Origin of the sequence: Streptomyces sp. NPDC008092, assembly GCF_042957285.1 — a bacterium.
Classification (GTDB): Bacteria; Actinomycetota; Actinomycetes; order Streptomycetales; family Streptomycetaceae; genus Streptomyces.
The window spans coordinates 796,938-816,285 of sequence record NZ_JBIBHY010000002.1; the positions used below are offsets into that span (position 1 = coordinate 796,938).

Here is a 19,348-nt window from a genome sequence, read left to right on the forward strand (position 1 = left end):
AGGGCCACCCGCCGTACCCACGGTCGGCGGCACATCCGGAGACGGCGCGGCCCCCCGGGGCCGGCCGTCCCCGTGAACCAACCAGCGACAGAAGGCGAGACGACCTGTGTCAGTCAACCTCGGCAAGGGCCAGCGGATCAGCCTGAGCAAGTCCGGCGGCGGCGCGCTGAGCGCGGTTCGCATGGGGCTCGGCTGGCAGGCCGCGCAGCGCAAGGGGTTCCTGGCCAAGCTGGCCGGCCCCCGGGAGATCGACCTGGACGCCTCGGCCCTGCTCTTCGCCGACGCGCAACTCGCCGATGTCGTCTTCTTCCAGCACCTGACGAGTAACGACGGGTCCGTACGGCACCTCGGGGACAACCTCACCGGTGGAGCCGGAGCCGGAGGCGACGACGAGGTCGTCCTCGTGGACCTCGCCCGTGTCCCGGACCACGTCGACCAGATCGTCTTCACGGTCAACTCGTTCACCGGCCAGACGTTCGCCGAGGTACAGAACGCCTTCTGCCGGCTGGTCGACGAGACCAGCGGCGCGGAGCTGGCCCGCTACACCCTCAGCGGCGGCGGGACGTACACCGCGCAGATCATGGCCAAGCTCCACCGGGCCGATGGCGGCTGGCAGTTGACGGCCATCGGCGAACCGGCCACGGGACGGACGTTCCAGGACCTCCTGCCCGTCATCGTCCGGCACCTGTGAGGGGCACCGGAGTCCGGTGTCAGTCGCGGGAGTTGCCGAACAGCACTCGGTAGCCGATCAGCAGGACCAGGGAGCCGCCGATGGCCGCGCCCCAGGTGTAGAGGTCGAAGAAGTGGTTCTCGACCGGGCGGTCGAGGAAGCGGGAGGAGAGCCAGCCGCCCACGAAGGCGCCCGCGACGCCGATGAGGGTGGTGCCGATCAGGCCGCCCGGGTCACGGCCGGGCAGCAGGACCTTGGCGATCCCTCCGGCGAGCAGGCCGAGAATGATCCAGCCGATGATGCCCACGGTGTTGTCCTCCAGATGTGCGGATTGATCGTCCGCGCCAGCGTATGGACGGTTTCGGTGCCCTGACGAGGGGTTATGCGCGGTTGCCGCACGGTCGTCGAGGTTCTGTTGCTTGATTCGGATATTGCGCAAGTCCGGAATCGAAGGAGCGCATGACCGCCCCCTGACCAAGGGCGGCGCCGTGTCGTCGAGCCGGCGGTCCGCGGACTACGGCGTCGACGTCCTGCGCGAGACCGCGCCGCCTCCGGCGCCGCCGGCCTGATCGGCGGCGGTCTGATGAACGATGCGTTCGACGACGACGAGCCCGACGTGATCGCCAACAACCACTACGAGGACTGACGGGACAGCCCTCGCGAGAACGGTTTCCCTGCCGGCCACAGCCGTCCCGGCAGCGCCAGGGCCGCGGCCGCGGCCCCTACACTGGGTCGGCGCGTGTGCGGGCGCCGTGACCGTGGGCGGGACGGGAGAGGACTGTGGCGGAGAACGCCGGTGGCTTGGAGGACCCCTCCGTCGATGTGCTGACGGAGGCGGCCGCCGTGTTCGGGCTGCTCGCGTCCTCGGCCCGGCTGCACCTGATGTGGGCGCTGGCGCAGGGCGAGAGCGATGTCACGCATCTCGCCGACCGGGTGGGCGGCGCCCTGCCCGCGGTCAGCCAGCACCTGACCAAACTCAAGCTCGCCGGGCTGGTGCGCTCCCGCCGCGAGGGCCGCAGGCACATCTACTACGTCGACGACCCCGACATCGTGACCGTGGTGCGGGTGATGGTCGGGCAGCTGACCGCGCGCTCGCACCAGGCCGGCGCGTCGGTGGACCGACTGCACAGGACCGGTGTCTGAGGCCACCGCGGCCTCGGGACCGGACGCCGGGACACCCGATCGCGGGGCCGGGCCGGCAGGGGGCACCGGCCGGGCCCCGGACATCGCTGGGAAACCCGGGGCGGGCGACTCCCTGCCCACTGTGCTGGAAGTGCTGCGCTCCCTGGACAGCGGCCCGCGCGGCCTGACCGAGGCCGAGGCCGAGGAACGCCTGGCCCGGTGGGGCGAGAACACGCTGCCGGAACGGCGCGCACCCTCCTGGCCCCGGCTGCTCGTCCGAAGCCTGCGCGACCCGTTCACGGCGGTGCTCGTCTGCCTCGGCCTCGTGTCGGCGGCCGTGTTCGCCTGGGGCACCGCAACGGTGATCCTCCTCCTGGTCGTGGTCAGCTGTGTGCTGCGGGCGTCCGGGGAGCACCGGGCCGACCGGTCCACCGCCGCCCTGCGGGAGCTGGTCGCCACCACCGCCGGCGTGCTGCGGCGCGCCGACGCGGACGCCTCGCCGACGGCCCGCGAGGTCCCCGTGGACGAACTGGTCCCCGGCGACGTGGTGCGCCTGGGGCCGGGCGACCTGGTCCCGGCCGACGTACGGCTGCTGCGGTCGAGCGGGCTGACCGTGCACCAGTCCGCGCTGACCGGGGAGTCCGCGCCGGTCCCGAAGCGCGCCGGTGACGACCGGGCACCGGGAGCCGACGGGTTCGAGCAGCCGCAGTCCTGCTACCAGGGCAGCAGCATCGCCTCCGGCAGCGCCACCGCGGTCGTCACCGCGACCGGCGCCCGGACCCTGCTGGCCGCCGGTCACGCGCGGGGCGCGGACCGGCACCGGGACAGCGCCTTCGACCGTTCCGTGCACGGGGTCTCCTGGATCCTGATCCGGTTCATGCTGCTCACCCCGCCGCTGGTGCTGATGAGCAACGCCGCGCTGCGCGGCCGCGGTCTGGAGACGCTGCCGTTCGCCGTCGCGGTGGCGGTCGGGCTGACCCCGGAGACGCTGCCGGTCCTGGTCACCACCTGCCTGTCCCGCGGCGCCGCCCTGCTGGCCCGCGCCCACGGGGTGATCGTCAAGCGGCTGCCCGCCCTGCACGACATCGGCGCGGTGGACGTGCTGTGCGTGGACAAGACCGGCACCCTCACCCAGGACCGGCCGCTCGTCGCCGGCGCGCTCGGCCCGGACGGCCGGGACGACCCCGACGTCCTGCACTGGGCCGCGGTCAATGCCTGGTGGACCCTGCAACTCGCCGAGCTGCCGGAGCCCGACGCCCTCGACGAGGCACTGCTGGACGCGGCGGACGAGGACGCGCTCACGGCGTACGACGGGACGGCGGTCGTCCCCTTCGACCCGGTGCGCCGGCTGGCCACCGCCGTGATCCGCACCCCGGGCCGGCTCGGCAGCCACACCCTGGTCGTCAAGGGGGACGTCGAAGCCGTCCTCGAACGCTGCCGGCTCGACGGGGACGAGCGCGCGGCCGGGCGTGAGCGCGAGCGGCTGCGCCGGCTCGCCGCCGAGGCTGCCGCCGACGGCCTGCGGGTACTGGCGGTCGCCACCGCCGAACGCCCCGCCCGCGCCCGGGAGTACACCCCGGCCGACGAACGCGGCCTCTCCTTCCGCGGCCTGGTCACCCTCCGGGACGCCCTCGCGCCCACCGCAGCCGACGCGCTCGCCGTTCTGGCCGGCCAGGGGGTCACCGTCAGGATCCTCACCGGCGACCATCCGGGCACCGCCGCACGTGCCTGCCGCGACCTCGGCCTTCCCGTCGGCGAGGACGGACTGCTCACCGCCGACCGCATCGACGGCGCGAGCGACACCGAGCTGTCCGAACTCGTCGGCCGTACGACGGTCTTCGCCCGCTGTACCCCGGAACACAAGGCCCGTATCACCGAGGCACTGCGCGGCGCCGGGCACACCGTCGGCTTCCTCGGGGACGGGGTCAACGACCTGCCCGCGGTGCGCGCCGCCGATGTCGGGATCGCTCCGCGGGGCGCCGCCGACGTGACCCGTGAGGCCGCCGACGTGGTGCTCGCCGAGAAGGACCTCACCGCCGTCGCCCACGCCATCGCCGCAGGCCGGCACGCGGGCGGAAACATCGCGACCTATCTGCGCATCACGCTCTCCTCCAACCTCGGCAACGTGATCGCCATGCTCTCCGCGGGGCTGCTGCTGCCCTACCTGCCGATGCTTCCGTCACAGGTCCTGATCCAGAACCTCTGCTTCGACGCCGCCCAGCTGGCCTACGTCCACGACCGCCCGCACCCCTCCGTACTCGTCCGCCCGACCGTACTGAGGCCCCGCGAACTGCTCCGCTTCATCTGCGGTTTCGGACTGCTCAACGCGGTCGCCGACCTCGCCACCTTCGGTGTCCTCGCCCTTGCCCTGCACGGGCCCGGGACCGGGGACGACGAGGCCATCTTCCACTCGGGCTGGTTCACCGAGAACCTGATCACCCAGGCCCTGGTGATGATGCTGCTGCGCGAAGGCCGCCTGTGGGCGCACGGGCGCAAGCCGGGCTCGGTCGTCTGGGCCGCGGCCGCGCTGGCCGCGGTGGGACTGCTGCTGCCGCCCTCACCGCTCGGTCCGCCGCTCGGCCTGACGACCCTGTCTCCGGCGTACTACCTGCTGCTCGCCGCCGTCCTCGCGCTCTACGCCGCCGCGGTCCTGGCCGCCAGAGCGCGCTACGAACGGCGTCGCGGGGAAAGCGGTACCGCGACGTGAGGGGCGGGCCCGGCGGCGTCCCACGGGAGTCTCGGCCCCCGATCCTCTGCGACGAGGCGTCCAAGGAGGGTGGCGGTGGCTGACGTGACGGCTGAATTCACTTGCTGCATTGCGCAATAATGGAAGCGCCGGGAACGGTCCCGGCGTCGGGGGAGGGTGAACAGCCATGCCACGTGGGGACAGCCGCAGTGCGCGCGAAGCGAACCTGCGGATCGGTGCCGCCATGGCCGAGGTCGAGGGGCTCTACACGGCGTTACTGAGGGCGGGTACCCCGGAAGGCCGTCGGCGACTGGAGACGGACCTGGCCCGCGCCGCACGCCGGCTCGCCGCACTGGCGGAGGCGCCGTCCCGGGAGCCGTCCCCGACCGTCGGCGTACGGCGTTCGCGGCGAGGGCGGCGACGGGTGCTGGCCGAGCACGGGGCTGCCTGGATCATCGCCCGGTACGGGCGGACCGGGGGCTGAGGCTCCCGGGAGTGTGAGAGATCTCCGGCTGTGAGTTGCATGAGGATCTGTGCTGCTCGGGCCATGGCTTTGTTAGATTTCGCAGCCACGCACCCCGGTGCCCGACCGTTTCTTCGTGGGAGTGGGAGATGAGCGACCCTTGGGGCGGCCCGGTCGGGCAGGCCACGCACAGTCGTACCGACCGGGTACCCGGGCAGCGTACGGCTGCCGCGGACGAGACGCGCCCGACGGGCGGGCGGGCCGCTGCCCGGCAGGCGGCCGGATCCCGGGGCGGAAGAAACTCCCGGCGGGCCAGGCCGGCGGGCCGGGGCCGACGCTTCCTGAAGATCGCCGGGATCTGCGTGTCCCTGCTGATCGTGGTCACCGCGGGCGCGGGCTGGTGGTTCTACCAGCACCTCAACGGCAACATCAACAGCGTCTCCCTCGACGGCAAGGGCGGCACCGAGAAGGCCGACGCGTTCGGCCGCACGCCGATCAACATCCTGGTGATGGGCTCGGACGCCCGTACCAGCACGACCGACTGCAAGCTCGGCGGCGGCTGTTCCCAGACCGGCGTCCAGAGCGGGTACGGCAACGCGGATGTGGAGATGGTCGTCCACATATCCGCCGACCGTTCCAACGCCACGGTCATGAGCATCCCCCGCGACACCATGGTCGACGTCCCTGCCTGCAAGGACACCGACAACAACACGTCCACGCCGGGCTACTACGGTCAGGTCAACAGCGCTCTCCAGTACGGGCCGGCCTGCCAGGTCGCCACCGTCCACCAGTTCACCGGCATCCCCATCGACCACTTCGTCAAGCTGGACTTCTCCGGCGTGGTGAAGATGTCCGACGCGGTCGGCGGGGTCTCGGTGTGCGTCAGCTCCAACGTGTACGACACCTACTCGCACCTCAAGCTGTCCAAGGGCACCCACACCCTCAAGGGCGAGGCCGCCCTGGAGTTCGTCCGTTCCCGGCACGGCTTCGGCGACGGCAGCGACCTCGGCCGTACCGTCTCCCAGCACATCTTCCTCAGCGCGATGATCCGCAAGTTCAAGAGCGCGGGCACCCTCACCGACCCCACCGCGGTCTACAGCCTCGCCGACGCCGCCACCAAGGCGCTGACCGTGGACGACGGCCTCGGCAGCGTCGCGAAGCTGGTCGGGCTGGCGGCGGACCTGAACAAGGTCCCTGCCAAGCGGATGACGTTCACCACCATGCAGACGGCGCCCGATCCGGAGAACAGCAACCGGGTGGTCGTCGGCACCGGAGCCAAGGAGCTCTTCGCCACCATCGCCGACGACCAGTCGCTGACCACCGGTTCGGGTAAGAAGTCGTCGGCGGCCTCGGCGACCGCGAGTGCCGAGCCGACGGCCACGGCGACCGTGCCGGCGTCCGAGATCGCCGTGACCGTCGAGAACGGCACCACCGTCACGGGCCGCGCCTCCGCGATCGCGACGGCGCTCGTCAACCACGGCTTCAGCTCCGGTACGACCACGGGCAACGCCCCGAGTTCGGCGACCACGACCACCCTGACCTACGGCAGCGGCGACAAGGCCGAGGCGCAGACCGTCGCCAAGGCCCTCGACCTGCCCGGCTCGCACATCAAGTCGGGCACCGGCACCGGCCTGACGCTGGTCATCGGCAGCGACTGGACGACCGGCACCACCTACCCGTCCGCCTCCGCCGACGCCAAGGCCGCCACCACCAACGCCAACGCGTCCACCGCCGACGACACCAAGACCTGCGCCAAGGTCAGTCCCTACAAGACGGTCAGCCTCAACGGGGTCGCGATGACTCCGGCCCAGGCGTACGCGGCGGCGACCAGCAAGCCCGACTCCGACGAGTGAACGCCACGGGAGTCGCGACCAGGTCGCGGACCGTGTGGGGAGCGGCACCCGGCACCCCGTAAGTCGAAGCGACCGTTCTTACCTCAGGGTTGTACAGTTGCGCAACGTAGCAATCATGGTGGCGGGTGCGGTCTGTCCGGCTCGCGCTGCTGCCCGACACGGAGAGGGGTGGGCGGGATGCTCCGCAACGGACTGGAACCCTGGCACCTGCTGGTCGTCGCGATCATCATCATCCTGCTGTTCGGGTCGAAGAAGCTGCCCGAGGCCGCCCGCGGGCTGGGCAGGTCGATGCGCATCCTGAAGAGTGAGGCCAAGGCGATGAAGGACGACGACGGCCCACAGGCAACCGCCTCGACCGCCTCCGCCGGCGAGACGGCCGAGCCGTCGGCCGTGAAGCTCGTCCAGGCCGCTCCGGGGGACACGACCTCGGCTCGTACGGTCTCCGAGGACTCGGTCGCGCGCTGACGTCCCGCGCGATGCCTGGGTCAGGGGCTCGCTATGTCGAAGCCGTACCGCAACGGCTCGGTCGTCACGCCCGAGTCGCGCCGGTAGATGTACAGCGCCTCTGCGCGCATCCCGTCCGGCCGTTCCGTCATCTCGCACGGATGGGTCACCTGGATCACCCACGGCCGGTCGGCGACCCGTAGCCGCAACCCGTCGGCCGGCCCCCCGCTGAGGACAGCCGTTTCCCACCCCGCCACTGGACTCGTCTCCACGGCGAACAGTTTAAACATTGCGCAACTGGTCAACCGAATCGCGAGACCTGCGTGGCGGCACGGCGGCTCAGGCGGCGTCCGTGTCGAACGCCGGGCGGGCCGCCGCCCCGGGGCCTCGGACTTCGTCAGGGACACCGTCGGGGACGTGTTTGCTCAGAAAGGTCTTCGGGTGCAGGTCCTGGAGTTCGAAGTCCTGGGACTCCTGCGACCTCAATACTTTAGAGGTTGCGCAAGTATGGGAACCGCGGAGGCGGGGTTCGCGTTGGGACTCAGTGACGGTACGTACAGTCCACAACGGAGGAAGAGCCGTGGGTGTTTCCCTGGGCAAGGGTGGCAATGTCTCGCTGAGCAAGGAGGCGCCGGGTCTGAGCGCGGTGCTGGTCGGTCTCGGCTGGGACGTGCGTACCACCACCGGCGCGGACTACGACCTGGACGCCTCCGCGTTGCTTCTGGACGCCTCGGGCAAGGTCGTCTCCGACCGGCACTTCGTCTTCTACAACAACCTGACCAGCCCGGACGGTTCGGTCGAGCACACCGGCGACAACCTCACGGGTGAGGGCGAGGGCGACGACGAGTCCATCAAGGTGAACCTCGCCGCCGTGCCGGCCGAGATCGCGAAGATCGTGTTCCCGGTGTCGATCCACGACGCGGACACCCGGGGGCAGAGCTTCGGGCAGGTCCGCAACGCCTTCATCCGGGTCGTCAACCAGGCCGGCGGTCAGGAGATCGCACGCTACGACCTCTCCGAGGACGCCTCGTCGGAGACGGCGATGGTCTTCGGCGAGCTGTACCGCCACGGCGGCGAGTGGAAGTTCCGCGCGGTCGGCCAGGGCTACGCCTCCGGTCTGCGCGGCATCGCACAGGACTTCGGCGTCAACGTCTGAAGGCAGGCCCGGGCGTGGTCGTGAACGCGTGCGGCCGGGTACGTGTACAGGAACGGAACTATCTGTTCCGGAGTCTCACCCCTGTCGACAGCAATCGGAGGAATACCAGCTTTGTCCGCCAGACCGACGGACCTCCCAGACCACTCGGACCCTTCGGGGCACAGTCCCCGACCATCCCGCCAGGACTTTCCTGACCACGGCACGTGGCGGGGTGGTGTTCGTTGAGTGCCACGAGTGCCCTGTTCGGTGTGCTGGCCGTGTTCCTGCTGACCGCCGCCACCGGCTACTTCGTCGCCCAGGAGTTCGCCTATGTCTCGGCCGACCGGCTCGCCCTCGCCCGTGAGGCCGAGGCCGGGGACAAGAAGGCGGCCCGCGCGCTGAAGGTCCTGGAGCGGCTGTCGTTCATGCTCTCCGGTGCCCAGCTCGGCATCACCGTCACCGGCCTGGTCGTCGGCTTCGTCGCCGAGCCGTCGGTCTCCGCGCTGCTCCGGCCGGCCCTGTCCGGCCTCGGCGTCCCGGACGCGGCCGTCAGCGGCCTCTCCGTGGTCCTCGCCTTCGTCGGCGCCACGGTGGTGCAGATGGTGCTGGGCGAGCTGGCGCCGAAGAACCTCGCCATCGCCGTGCCCGAGCGGCTGGCGAGGGCGCTGGCCGGCTCCACGCTGGCGTACCTCAAGGTCGTGGGCCCGGTGGTGCACATCTTCGACGCGGCGGCGAACAGACTGCTGCGCAAGGTCGGCATCGAACCCGTCGAGGAACTGCACCACGGCGCCACCCTGGAGGAGCTGAGCCAGCTCATCGGCGAGTCCCACGAGCAGGGTGAACTGCCCAAGGGCACGGCCGAACTCCTCGACCACGCCCTGGAGTTCTCCGAGCGCACCCTGGACGAGGTGATGGTGCCGCGCGCGGACGCCGTCTTCGTCCGCAAGGACGCCTCCGCCGCCGAGGCGGTCGCCCTGATCGGCAGGCACGGCCACTCCAACTACCCGGTGCTGGGCGACCACCCCGACGACGTCTCGGGCGTACTCGGTGTACGGGACCTGATCGGGGTGCCCGCTGACCGGTTCCCGGGCACCACCGCCGGAGTCCTCGCCCGGCGCCCCCTGCTGTTGCCCGACACGCTCCCGCTGCCCGACGCCGTGGAGCAGATGCGGGCGTGGGACGACGAGTTCGCCGTCGTCCTGGACGAACACGGCGGCGTCGCCGGTGTCGTGACCTACGAGGACATCGCCGAGGAACTGGTCGGGGACATCGCCGACGAGACCGACACGGTGACCGAACCCGCCGTGGCCGACGGGGACGGCTGGCTCCTGGACGCGGGCCGCCGCGTGGACGAGATCGCCGAGGCCACCGGCATCGAGCTGCCGGAGGAGGACGACTACGACACGGTGGCCGGCCTGATCGTGGACCGGCTCGGCCGTTTCCCCGCCATCGGCGACCGGGTCACCGTCGAGGCGGCCGACGGCGGCCGGGTCACCCTGGACGTACGGGCTCTCGACCGTCACGTGCCCGACAGGGTGGGGCTGCGACGGGTGCCTGAACCGCCTGAGCCTTCCGGGCCTTCCGAGCCGGGCACCGCCTTCGGCGGCGTGCGTGAGGAGAGACAGCCGTGAGCTTCCCCATGGCGCTGTTCGTCACCGTGCTGCTGCTGGTCGGCAGCGGCTTCTTCGTCGCGGCCGAGTTCGCGCTGGTCGCCGCCAAACGGCACCGGATCGAGAAGGCCGCGGCCGAGGGGCACAGTGGCGCGAAGGCCGCACTGGCCGGGATACGCGAGCTGTCCCTGATGCTCGCGGGTGCCCAGCTCGGCATCACCGTCTGCACCCTGGGCCTGGGTTCGGTGTCCAAGCCCGCCATCTCCCACGAACTGGATCCGCTGCTGCACAAGTTGGGTCTGCCCAGCGCGCTCAGCTACGGCGTCGCGTTCGCCGTGGCGATGATCGTGGTGGTGTTCCTCCACATGGTGGTCGGCGAGATGGCACCCAAGTCCTGGGCCATCGCCCACCCCGAGCGCTCGGCGATGCTGCTCGCCCCGCCCTTCCGGGGCGTGGTGAAGGCCGTACGCCCGGTGCTCGCGGCGCTGAACCGGCTGAGCAACGCCCTGGTACGGCTCTGCCGGGTCGCCCCGCGCGACGAACTCGCCTCGGTCCACAACCGGGAACAGCTCACGCATCTGGTGGCGGAGTCCGAGCGGCTGGGTCTGATCAGCGAGACCGACTCGGACCTGCTCACCCGCTCGCTGACCGAGCCGGAAACCCCGGTGGGCGACCTGCAGATCCCGGCGGCCGCCATCACCTCGGTCGACGGCGGGGCAGACCTGGAGGAGATCCTGCGGGAGGCGGCCGGTTCCGACCGTACCCGCCTGCTCGTCCGCGAGAACGGCACCGTCCTCGGCTCCGTCCACGCCCGCGACGCCCTGGTCGCGCGGGCCCAGGGGCGCACCACCAGCGCCCGCCACCTGGCCCGCCCGGTGCCCGAACTGGGCACGGACACCACGGTCGGCGAGGCGATCGACGTCCTGCGCAGGCACCGCGCCTCGCTCGCCGTGGTCCGTGATGGGGCGGGCCGGCTCACCGGCATGGTCACCCTGGACGACCTGCTGTCCCGCTTCCTGCAGCCCGCATAGCGGCGACGGCCTCCGATCGGGCGCCCCGGCCTGTCAGGGGCGCCCGATCAGGGCCGGTGCAGGCGCTGCGCCACGTGCGACTCGTACCTCAGGACCGGGGCGTGTCGTCCCGATCGACCACGGTGCCGGAGACCACTGCGCCGGAACCGGCCGCCGTCGCACCCGCACCCGACGCGTCCTGTTCCTTGAGCGCCTTGGCCTCGCTCTTGAAGATCCGGGCCGCCTTGCCCGCCGAACGCGTCAGCTCAGGCAGTCTTTTGATGCCGAGGACCACGATGACGACGACGAGGATCAGGGCCAGCTCGCTCAAGCCGAACATCAGGACTGCCCTCCGCATTTCGATCTACAGTGCTGTAGAAGTTTCCCTGGAAGGCGATCACTCAGCAAGTCCGCCGTCCAGCCGGGTTGGCCGGAAACGCCGTACGAGCCGAGGAGCAGAGGCAGCACGATGCCGGAGCAGCAAGACCAGACGACCGAGACGCACCCCCGGTCGGCCCGGCAGGAACTGGCGCACCGCTGCCGCGGTGTGACGGAGGCCCGCTGGTTCGCCCTGACCGTCTTCGTCGTGATCCTCCTGAACGCGGCGCTGCTGGGCCTGGAGACCTACTCCGGACTGGTCGAGGAGTGGCACCGCTGGTTACGACTGGCCGAGCACGGCTGCCTGGCCGTGTTCACCGCCGAGATCCTGCTGCGCCTGGGCGCGCACGCCGACCGCCCCCGGGACTTCTTCAGGGACCCGTGGAACCTCTTCGACCTCGCCGTGGTCCTGTGCGCCTTCCTGCCGCTCGTCCGCGAGAACACCACCGTGCTGCGCCTGCTGCGGCTGGCCCGGGTGCTGCGCACCGCCCGCTTCCTGCCGCAGCTGCGGATCGTGCTGACCGCCGTCGCCCGCAGCCTCCCCGGCACACTCAGCTTTCTGCTGGTGGGCGCGCTGCTGCTGTACGTGTACGCCATGGTCGGCTGGGTCTTCTTCGGCCGCCACGACCCCGAGCACTACGGCTCCATCGGCCGCGCGGTCCTCACCCTCTTCCTCCTCATGACCCTCGACGGCATAGGCGACGCGGTCCACGCCGGCCTGGAGATCTCCCGCTGGAGCCTCGCCTACTACGCCTCCTACGTCCTGATCGCCTCCTTCGTCCTCGTCAACGTCCTGATCGGCGTGGTCATCACGTCCCTCGACGAGGCCCGGCAGATGGAGCAGGACGGGGCGACGGAGGAGCCGCCGTACCCGGCCCCCGGAGCGGAGGACCGCCGTCTGCTGCTCACGCGGATCACCGCGGCCCGGCGAGCGCTGGACGACCTCGAACGCGATCTCCTGCAGAACGCGACGACAGCGAGCGGCTCCGCGGACGCCGAGGCCGCGCCGATGTCATTCCGGTCCTGAGTCGCCGGCTTCCTTCCGGCTGCCGGGCTCTCGGCGGGTGTCGTGACGCGGGTTCAGTCCTTGGCGTCGCTCTGCTTGTTCTTCCCCTTCGGGGTGTCCGGTTGTTTGTCCGGGCCGTCGTCCTTGCCGGTCCGGGGCTCCTTGCCACCGGTCGGCGGCGGGTTCAGCGCCGAGGCCGTGGCCGGGGCCGGGCTCGTGCTGTGCGGCTGGTCCGGCGGTGGTGTGTCGGCCGAGCTGTGGTCGGGGGAGAACCACGCGATGCCGAGCAGCAGCGCCCCGAGGAAGATCACCACGGCGGCGACGGCACTCACCGTCCTTGACCGGCGTTTGGAGGGGGTGCGGCCTCCCGTCCGCTGGCGGCGCCGGGCCCCGTGGGCCGGACCGCTGTCGGCGGCGGTCGGGAAGGCATAGGTGGTGACGGAGCCCGGGGGCAGACCCGTCTCGGGCCACGCCCCGGAGGGCGCGGGCGTACGCGGCTCCGGCACGGGGCGGGGCGCGGCTGCCGGGAGGGGCTCGGGGTGTCCCCTCCAGGAGCCCGCGGCGAACCATTCGGCCGTCTGGCGCGCCGTGGGGCGGTCCTCGGGCCGCTTGGCGAGGAGACCGAGCAGGTAGTTCTCGAAGGCGGGCGGCAGCCCGATGCCCAGCTCGCGTGGTGGGACGGGGGGCGTGTCGAGATGGTGGTGGAGGACAGCGATGGCGCTGTCGGCGTTGAACGGCACCTGCCCGGTGAGGAGCTGGTAGAGCACGCAGCCGAGCGAGTAGACGTCGGACGGTGGTCCCGCGGGCTGACCCAGGGCGCGCTCGGGGGCGATGTAGAGGCTGGTGCCGACGATCTGACCGGTCGCGGTGAGTCCGCCACCCGGGTCGTCCATGAAGCGGGCAATACCGAAGTCACCGATCTTCACGGACCCGGCGGCGTCGAGGAGGAGGTTGCCGGGTTTGATGTCCCGGTGCACGACGCCCTGCTCGTGCGCGACGGCGAGCCCGGCGGCCGCCTGGGCGGCGATGCGGGCGACCTGCTCGGCCGACAGGTATCCCGCCTGGGCGAGCACGCGGTGCAGGCTGTCGCCCTCGACCAGCTCCATCACCAGGAACAGCCGGCCCTCCTGTTCGCCGAAGTCGACGACACCGACCACGTTCGGGTGCCGGAGCCGGCCCGCGGTCTGGGCCTCCAGCCGGAAGCGGGCGGCGGCGGTGGGGTCGGTGTGCTGGGCGAGCAGGAGCTTGACCGCCACCGGCCTGCCGAGCATCTCGTCGTACGCCCGCCAGACCTCTCCCATCGCGCCTCGCCCGATGGCGGTCTCCAGCCGGTACCGGCCCGCTATCAGCACCTGTTGCTTCATCCTCACTCATAGAGACGACTCGACCGCGGTCGGCCATGTCCCGCTGGGGGAACGGGTGTTGGTGGGACGCCGCAGCTTCCTCACTCTACTGGCGGGCGGACGGCGATCAGTCACGAGCGGGGCTCCGGGACCGGGCCGACCGGGGTACCGGGGCCTGCAGCATAATCCTCGCGTGTCCGAGACCCCTGTCCCGATACCTTCGGGATCCGTACCCGCAGGTGCGCCTGCCTGGCTGTCCGCCGATACCGAGCCGTGGGCGAGGCTCCGGCCCGGGGCCTGGGCGCGTCCGAAGTGGTCCGTTCTGGCCCTGATCCTGACCGTGGTCTGGGCGATCGCGGTGGAGCCGGAGCCGCCGTGCAGCGCGGTGGCCCCTTGCGGTCCGGACTGGGAGGGCATGATCCAGACGGGTCTGGCCCTCGGCCTGTTGCTCTGGCTGGCCAAACTGCCGGAAGTGGTCCTTGTCACCGCGCCTGCCCTCGCGGTCATCGTGGCGTGGGTGGAGCTGCCGGGCGCCGGCTGGGTCTCCAGGGCCGCGAACATCGCTGTCATCGCGGCCCTGGCCTTCGGCTGGGCCGCGGCTCGGGCCCGGCTGGCCGTGCGGCGCCGGCAGCGGCGACTTGCCGAGCGGAGCTCGGGCAGACCGTACCGGCTGCCCGAACCCGTCGGTCCGCTGGTACGAGGGACGGTCCCCCTCGTTGCCGCGCTGGTCCTGGGCGTCGCGGCCGCAGGGTTCGTGGCCATGGGGCTCAGCGGCATCCATGAGGACGAGGACCACGCGGCCCGCGCCGTACGTGTCACCGCCCGAGTGATCGGCCACGGAGACGAGTCCCTGCGCCTCCGCACGGCCGACGCACGTCACATCACCGTCGGCTCGGCCTACCCGGAGGACTACGGGACCGGCAGCACGATGATCGTCCTGGAGGACGGAACGTGGCGACGGCTCGCCGCCGAGCCGTACGACGCCTTCGGCTGGCAGGTGCTGACCCTGGCAGCCGTGCTGCCGGGCCTTTCGCTGCTCACCGCGGGTGCTCTGGCCCGTCGGCGTGCCGGGGCGCTGCGTCGCGCACCGGTGCCGGTGCTGCGCGTCCTGGAGTGCTCGGTCCGTGACTTCGGCACCTGGGTCTATGCGGCCGACGACACCGCGGGCCGTACCCCGCTGCTGGAGTGCCAGTGCGTGCCGGTGCTTGCGGACGCGGAGCCGTCCGGCGGAGTGGACCTTGAGGTGGTCGACGACGAGGAGTTCCTCGTCGAGGACGAGCGATTGCGGGAAGCCGTGATGTTCGGCGCCCCGTACGAAGGGGGCGAGCTGGTCCTCGTCACGACGGACGAGGAAGCGAAGCCGCTGGTGATACGAACGATCGCGCCGGTCCGTCTGCCACGGCCGGACGGGGACCCGGTGTCCAAGGCCGCCGCGATCAGGCGGGCGTCATCGGACCGGGCGGAGTCTCGGCTCCGTGACCGTACGGACCGTGCGGACGGGGTTGCCGGGACCCTCGACCCCACCGGGCTGCCGATGCACTGGGGCCCGGGTGCGGCGGCCCGGACGGTCGGCCTGATGTTCACGGCGGGTGCCGCGGCCGGCGTCTGGTTCTTCGTCAGGCTGCTGTCGACGGAAGGGTTCAGCTGGTCCCTCCCCCCGCTGCTGGGACTGCTGTCGTTGACCGGCCCGGCAGCCACGCTGCTCAACTGGAGAGCCACCGCCGACAGCAGGGGTCTGTGGCTGGCCGGAGCCTGGAAGGTACGGCACGTGCCGTGGGAGCGGCTGCGATCGGTCGCGTACACGGATGAAGGGAACGTCGAGATCCGGCTGTCGGACGGGACCGTCTGGCAGCTGACCGTGCTCGGCTGGCCGGCCGGAGAACGGCGGCTGCGCATCCGGCCGTCGTACCTCCGCATGGCCGAGGAGGTCGCTGCCCTGCACAGCCACCCGGAACTGCGTCCCGCCGTGCCCAGCCGACCGGGCGATCACGGACGGCCGCTGGCTCCCTTCCTGTTCGTGCTGCTCGGCCTCACCGCACTCGCGGCGATGTGGGCCTGACTGAGGGGAGATCCGTCGGGAACAGGAAGACGAGGGGACGGCCGGCCGGGGGCGCCGGCCGACGGCTGCCTGCCGACGCCTGTCGGCCGACGGCAACGCCAAGGCGCGCCTGGTCGGGATTCAACGCGGCTCGGTCGGCAGATCCAGGTGAAGTTCGTAGCCGCCGTCGGGTGTGGGGCCGGAGGTGACCGTGCCGCCGAGGAGTTCCGCGCGCTGGCGCAGCCCGGCGAGGCCGTGGTGGGCGCTGGGCAGCGCGAGCGGGAGGTGGGCGGGGGCGGTGTTGGTGACGGTGGTGCGGAGCGTGCCGCCCCGGAGGTGGATGTGGATGGCGGCCGCGGCACCGGGGGCGTGTTTGCGGACGTTGGTGAGGGCTTCCTGCACGGTGCGGTAGACGGCACGTTGCAGGGTGGGCGGGAGGTCCTCCGGCAGGTCCGTCACGAGTTTCGCGTCGATGCAGCTGGTGTCGACCAGCCGTTGCAGGTCGGCGAGGGAGGGCTGCGGGGTGAGTTCGGTGGGGCTGCTGCCGGAGGCGCGCAGCACGCTCACCATGTGCCTCAGTTCGTCGAGGGTCTGCACGCTGAGCTGCCGGATGGCGGCCGCGGCTCGTCTGGTCTCGTCGTCGCCGCCTGCCACCTGGAGTGCTCCGGCCTGGACGGCGATGAGACTGACCTGGTGGGAGACCACGTCGTGCATCTCCCGGGCGAGCTGCGCGCGCTCCTTCGCGAGGACGCTCTGCGTGGTCAGCAGCCGTTCGTACTCGCGGGCCTCGGAGATCTCGGCGAGCCTGAGGGACAGGTCGCGCCGGGCCTGCACGAGCTGGCCCAGGAAGACGGGGGCGGCCGCGGTGGCCAGGGTGTACGTGAGGTGCAGGAGGCCGTTCGCCTCGGTGAGTTGGGTGGACTGCAGGGACGACCACGGTGGCCAGGCGAGGTAGTCGGCGACGGTGAAGAGCAGCGCGCAGCCGGCCAGCAGGAGGCGATGGCGGCTGAGCGAGGCGAGCGTGTACAACGCGATCGTGATGGCGAACATCGCGTCGGAGACCAGGGCGGCGGGGAGCGTGAGGACGAAGGCCGGCAAGGGGAACCGGCGGCGCAGCGTGAGCGCTCCGGCGGCCACCAGCGCCAGGGCCACCGCCGGCCGGTCCCCGCTGTCGACATGCGCCCGTGTGTCCGCCAGCGCGATCGCGACGAGCACGAGGTCCAGGAGCACCACTGACGTCTTGCGGGCAGTCATCCGGCGTCCTCGCCGTCCGCCGGGGCCAGGAGGCCCGCGCGCTCGGCGATCAACGCGGCCTGGACGCGACTGCTGACTTCCAGCTTGCCGAGTACCGCGCTGACGTGGCCTTTCACGGTGCCGGTGCTGAGATGGAGCCGTTCGCCGATGTCGTTGTTGGCCAGCCCCTCGGCCATGAGCACGAGGACGGCGTGCTCGCGTCCCGTCAGCCGACCGGCGAGGCGTACGGCGGAGGGGTCACGCCCGCCGGCGTCGAGGAAGCCGTCCACCACCGTTCGGGTGATCCTGGACGAGAGGGCAGGGCTGCCTTCGGCCAGCGTGCGGACGAGATGGGGAAGCTGCTCGGGGTCGGTGTCCTTGAGGAGGAACCCGGCGGCGCCCGAGCGCAGCGCGGTCGCCACGTATTCGTCGGTGTCGAAAGTGGTGAGCATGGCGATCACCGGAGGGTTCTGCATGCGGCGGAGCTCGGCCAGGACGGTGAGCCCGTCGACGTCCGGCATCCGGATGTCCAGCAGCACGACGTCGGGTGCCAGCTCCCGCACGGACCTGACGGCCTCGCCGCCCTCCACCGCAGCCACCACCTCGATGCCGTCCGCCGCGTCGAGAATGTGTGAGAAGCCCATCCGTACCAGGGCTTCGTCGTCGACCACCAGGACCCGGATCACGTGTGCTCCGCTCGTCGCATGCCCAGCAGCGAATCCGTACCACCAGGGAGCCTTCCGTCGCCGGATGGTCCGCGATTCCCGCCGGTTGGCGGGGGTGACATCAGCCGGTCGGCGGGGTACTTCCGGAAATCCGACCGGATGACTCGGGTGGCTTCGACGGTGAAACCTCGGAACATGACGCTGAACGCACCGTCGGTGGTGCCGGCAGACGTGTCGGACGACTGCACGAGGGCACGCTCCACCACTTTTCCCGTCACGCCCTTGTCCGTCCCCTCCGACACGGTCGCTTCGGTCCCCGCCGGTACGCGGTCCACGGCGCGGCTCGTCGGCATCGATCTCGCGCGCGGTCTCGCGGTCTTCGGCATGTACGCCGCGCACGTCGGCCCCGACGTCACGGTGGGCGGCCCGGTGGGATTCCTGCTGGAGACGGCACGGGGGCGGAGCTCCGCCCTCTTCGCGCTGCTGGCCGGCTTCTCGCTGGTCATCATCACCGGCCGGCCCCGTCCGCGGACCGGGCGCGCGGGCCGTCAGGCAAGGGCGCGGATCGTGATCCGCGCCGTCCTCCTGGCGGTGCTCGGCTACGCCCTGACCGCCCTGGACACCGACGTGGCCGTGATCCTCAGTTTCTACGGGCTGATCTTCCTGGCCGTCCTCCCGCTGTACCGGCTGCGGGCACGGACGCTCGCGTTCATCGCAGCCGCGGGCGCCCTGGTCATGCCCCAGCTGCTCTTCGTGATCCGAAGCTCGATCGAGCGAGGGAACTGGGCGGACGCCGTCACCGCCAGGGATCCGCTGGCCCGCATCACCGGCACGGACGGCTTCGTGGAACTGCTGTTCACGGGGGAGTACCCGGTGCTCACCTGGGTGCCGTTCGTGGTCGCCGGTATGGCGGTGGCCCGGCTGGACCTCAGCCGGCCCGGCATACGGTCACGGCTCGCCCTCACGGGCACAGGGCTCGCGGTGCTCGGCTACGGCGGTTCCTGGCTGGCCCTGCGACTGGTCCCGCACGCTCTCTCCACCGTCGCGGCCGCCACCGACGGCGGGTCGGCGTCGTCGGCCTGGTGGTCCGACACCGTCGGCGATCCCACGGCTCACACTCCGCTCGCCTGGCTGCTGGTCGCGGCACCGCACAGTCAGACGACCTTCTCCATCCTCGGGAACACGGGCGTCGCTCTCGCGGTGGTGGCCGCCTGCCTGACCGTCGCCGACCGGACGCCGCGCCTCATGACCGTGGCCAGACCCGTCGCGGCCGTCGGCACGATGGCGCTGACGGTGTACGTCCTGCACGTCGTCGCCCTGTGGTTCCTCACCGACGTCTGGCCTGTGCCGGCGATCGAGGACGAATCCCTGCGCGGGGGGCTGCCGGTACTTCTCGGCTTCATCGGGGCGGCGACGGTCCTGGCCATGGTCTGGACCCGTCTGTTCCGGCGCGGGCCCCTGGAGTACCTGCTGCACAAGGCCACCCGACTTACCCGCCACCTCCGGTAGCCGGGACCTGCCGGGCCCAGCGTGCCCCGGCCGCCACGGCGGCCGGGGTCTCCGCCTGCGCCCCGGCCCGAGTGCACGGTGACCGGGTGCCGGGGCTGCTGCTGCGGCACGGGCAGGATTCCCGGCGTCGACCACGCGGCCCAACTCGCCGCACTGAAGGCCGAGCTCGGGGCGGTTGCCCAG

General features: G+C 71.6%; 18 protein-coding genes and 1 pseudogene. 13 read left to right on the forward strand and 6 right to left on the reverse strand.

The window, feature by feature from the left end:
• Positions 1-106 precede the first annotated feature (106 nt).
• On the forward strand, positions 107-691 hold the full coding sequence (locus ACFZB3_RS08355) for a TerD family protein (protein ID WP_391371618.1): 585 nt from the start codon (positions 107-109) through the stop codon (positions 689-691).
• A gap of 19 nt (positions 692-710) precedes the next feature.
• Here the strand turns inward: ACFZB3_RS08355 and ACFZB3_RS08360 are convergent, their stop codons facing one another.
• Positions 711-977: a GlsB/YeaQ/YmgE family stress response membrane protein gene (locus tag ACFZB3_RS08360; protein ID WP_391371620.1), complete on the reverse strand. Its 267-nt coding sequence runs from the start codon at positions 975-977 to the stop codon at positions 711-713.
• 473 nt (positions 978-1,450) lie between these two features.
• On the opposite strand from ACFZB3_RS08360, the gene ACFZB3_RS08365 reads away from it, so the two are divergent.
• From ACFZB3_RS08365 to tatA, 5 genes are all read left to right on the forward strand, one after another.
• Entirely contained in the window at positions 1,451-1,813 is a 363-nt protein-coding gene (locus ACFZB3_RS08365; RefSeq protein ID WP_391371623.1) for a metalloregulator ArsR/SmtB family transcription factor, read from the forward strand.
• The gene (gene mgtA / locus ACFZB3_RS08370; RefSeq protein WP_391371626.1) at positions 1,806-4,499 is read left to right on the forward strand and encodes a magnesium-translocating P-type ATPase; all 2,694 of its coding nucleotides are present in this window, start codon (positions 1,806-1,808) and stop codon (positions 4,497-4,499) included. The genes ACFZB3_RS08365 and mgtA overlap by 8 nt, the downstream gene beginning before the upstream one ends.
• Before the next feature lie 166 nt (positions 4,500-4,665).
• Positions 4,666-4,962, forward strand: coding sequence for a hypothetical protein (locus ACFZB3_RS08375; protein ID WP_391371629.1), 297 nt, complete (start codon positions 4,666-4,668; stop codon positions 4,960-4,962).
• Between the two features lie 128 nt (positions 4,963-5,090).
• Positions 5,091-6,794 (forward strand): LCP family protein, encoded by a 1,704-nt coding sequence (locus tag ACFZB3_RS08380; protein WP_391371632.1) that lies wholly within the window; start codon positions 5,091-5,093, stop codon positions 6,792-6,794.
• Between the two features lie 177 nt (positions 6,795-6,971).
• Positions 6,972-7,259, forward strand: coding sequence for a Sec-independent protein translocase subunit TatA (gene tatA / locus ACFZB3_RS08385; RefSeq protein WP_391371635.1), 288 nt, complete (start codon positions 6,972-6,974; stop codon positions 7,257-7,259).
• Between the two features lie 20 nt (positions 7,260-7,279).
• On the opposite strand, the gene ACFZB3_RS08390 is transcribed toward tatA, so the two are convergent.
• Positions 7,280-7,510, reverse strand: a complete 231-nt coding sequence (locus ACFZB3_RS08390; protein ID WP_391371638.1) for a hypothetical protein — start codon at positions 7,508-7,510, stop codon at positions 7,280-7,282.
• A gap of 308 nt (positions 7,511-7,818) precedes the next feature.
• Here ACFZB3_RS08390 and ACFZB3_RS08395 point away from each other — a divergent pair, with 308 nt between their 5' ends.
• From ACFZB3_RS08395 to ACFZB3_RS08405, 3 genes are all read left to right on the forward strand, one after another.
• Positions 7,819-8,394, forward strand: a complete 576-nt coding sequence (locus ACFZB3_RS08395; protein WP_391371641.1) for a TerD family protein — start codon at positions 7,819-7,821, stop codon at positions 8,392-8,394.
• A 221-nt stretch (positions 8,395-8,615) separates the two neighbouring features.
• Entirely contained in the window at positions 8,616-10,004 is a 1,389-nt protein-coding gene (locus ACFZB3_RS08400) for a CNNM domain-containing protein (RefSeq protein ID WP_391371644.1), read from the forward strand.
• Positions 10,001-11,014 carry a CNNM domain-containing protein gene (locus ACFZB3_RS08405; protein ID WP_391371646.1) on the forward strand — a complete coding sequence of 338 codons (1,014 nt, stop codon included), beginning with the start codon at positions 10,001-10,003 and terminating at the stop codon, positions 11,012-11,014. Before ACFZB3_RS08400 ends, ACFZB3_RS08405 begins: the two co-directional genes overlap by 4 nt.
• Before the next feature lie 88 nt (positions 11,015-11,102).
• Here ACFZB3_RS08405 and ACFZB3_RS08410 read toward each other — a convergent pair whose 3' ends face one another.
• Positions 11,103-11,333: a twin-arginine translocase TatA/TatE family subunit gene (locus tag ACFZB3_RS08410; RefSeq protein WP_391371649.1), complete on the reverse strand. Its 231-nt coding sequence runs from the start codon at positions 11,331-11,333 to the stop codon at positions 11,103-11,105.
• A 129-nt stretch (positions 11,334-11,462) separates the two neighbouring features.
• On the opposite strand from ACFZB3_RS08410, the gene ACFZB3_RS08415 reads away from it, so the two are divergent.
• Positions 11,463-12,398: an ion transporter gene (locus tag ACFZB3_RS08415; protein WP_391371652.1), complete on the forward strand. Its 936-nt coding sequence runs from the start codon at positions 11,463-11,465 to the stop codon at positions 12,396-12,398.
• Positions 12,399-12,451: 53 nt separating this feature from the next.
• On the opposite strand, the gene ACFZB3_RS08420 is transcribed toward ACFZB3_RS08415, so the two are convergent.
• Positions 12,452-13,729 (reverse strand): protein kinase, encoded by a 1,278-nt coding sequence (locus ACFZB3_RS08420; RefSeq protein WP_391372077.1) that lies wholly within the window; start codon positions 13,727-13,729, stop codon positions 12,452-12,454.
• A 184-nt stretch (positions 13,730-13,913) separates the two neighbouring features.
• On the opposite strand from ACFZB3_RS08420, the gene ACFZB3_RS08425 reads away from it, so the two are divergent.
• Positions 13,914-15,779, forward strand: coding sequence for a hypothetical protein (locus ACFZB3_RS08425; RefSeq protein WP_391371655.1), 1,866 nt, complete (start codon positions 13,914-13,916; stop codon positions 15,777-15,779).
• Positions 15,780-15,899: 120 nt separating this feature from the next.
• On the opposite strand, the gene ACFZB3_RS08430 is transcribed toward ACFZB3_RS08425, so the two are convergent.
• Positions 15,900-17,012: a histidine kinase gene (locus ACFZB3_RS08430; protein WP_391371658.1), complete on the reverse strand. Its 1,113-nt coding sequence runs from the start codon at positions 17,010-17,012 to the stop codon at positions 15,900-15,902.
• Positions 17,009-17,677: a response regulator gene (locus ACFZB3_RS08435; protein ID WP_391371661.1), complete on the reverse strand. Its 669-nt coding sequence runs from the start codon at positions 17,675-17,677 to the stop codon at positions 17,009-17,011. Before ACFZB3_RS08435 ends, ACFZB3_RS08430 begins: the two co-directional genes overlap by 4 nt.
• Before the next feature lie 363 nt (positions 17,678-18,040).
• Here ACFZB3_RS08435 and ACFZB3_RS08440 point away from each other — a divergent pair, with 363 nt between their 5' ends.
• Positions 18,041-19,165, forward strand: coding sequence for a DUF418 domain-containing protein (locus ACFZB3_RS08440; protein ID WP_391372080.1), 1,125 nt, complete (start codon positions 18,041-18,043; stop codon positions 19,163-19,165).
• A 21-nt stretch (positions 19,166-19,186) separates the two neighbouring features.
• Positions 19,187-19,322, forward strand: a pseudogene (locus ACFZB3_RS08445) ((2Fe-2S) ferredoxin domain-containing protein); the annotation flags it as partial.
• Between the last annotated feature and the right edge of the window lie 26 nt (positions 19,323-19,348).

Coding starts and splice junctions, on each gene's coding strand:
- ACFZB3_RS08375 (WP_391371629.1), top strand. CDS start 4,666: ATGCCACGTGGGGACAGCCGCAGTGCGCGCGAAGCGAACCTGCGGATC.
- ACFZB3_RS08380 (WP_391371632.1), top strand. CDS start 5,091: ATGAGCGACCCTTGGGGCGGCCCGGTCGGGCAGGCCACGCACAGTCGT.
- tatA (WP_391371635.1), top strand. CDS start 6,972: ATGCTCCGCAACGGACTGGAACCCTGGCACCTGCTGGTCGTCGCGATC.
- ACFZB3_RS08410 (WP_391371649.1), bottom strand. CDS start 11,333: ATGTTCGGCTTGAGCGAGCTGGCCCTGATCCTCGTCGTCGTCATCGTG.
- ACFZB3_RS08415 (WP_391371652.1), top strand. CDS start 11,463: ATGCCGGAGCAGCAAGACCAGACGACCGAGACGCACCCCCGGTCGGCC.
- ACFZB3_RS08430 (WP_391371658.1), bottom strand. CDS start 17,012: ATGACTGCCCGCAAGACGTCAGTGGTGCTCCTGGACCTCGTGCTCGTC.
- ACFZB3_RS08440 (WP_391372080.1), top strand. CDS start 18,041: ATGTACGCCGCGCACGTCGGCCCCGACGTCACGGTGGGCGGCCCGGTG.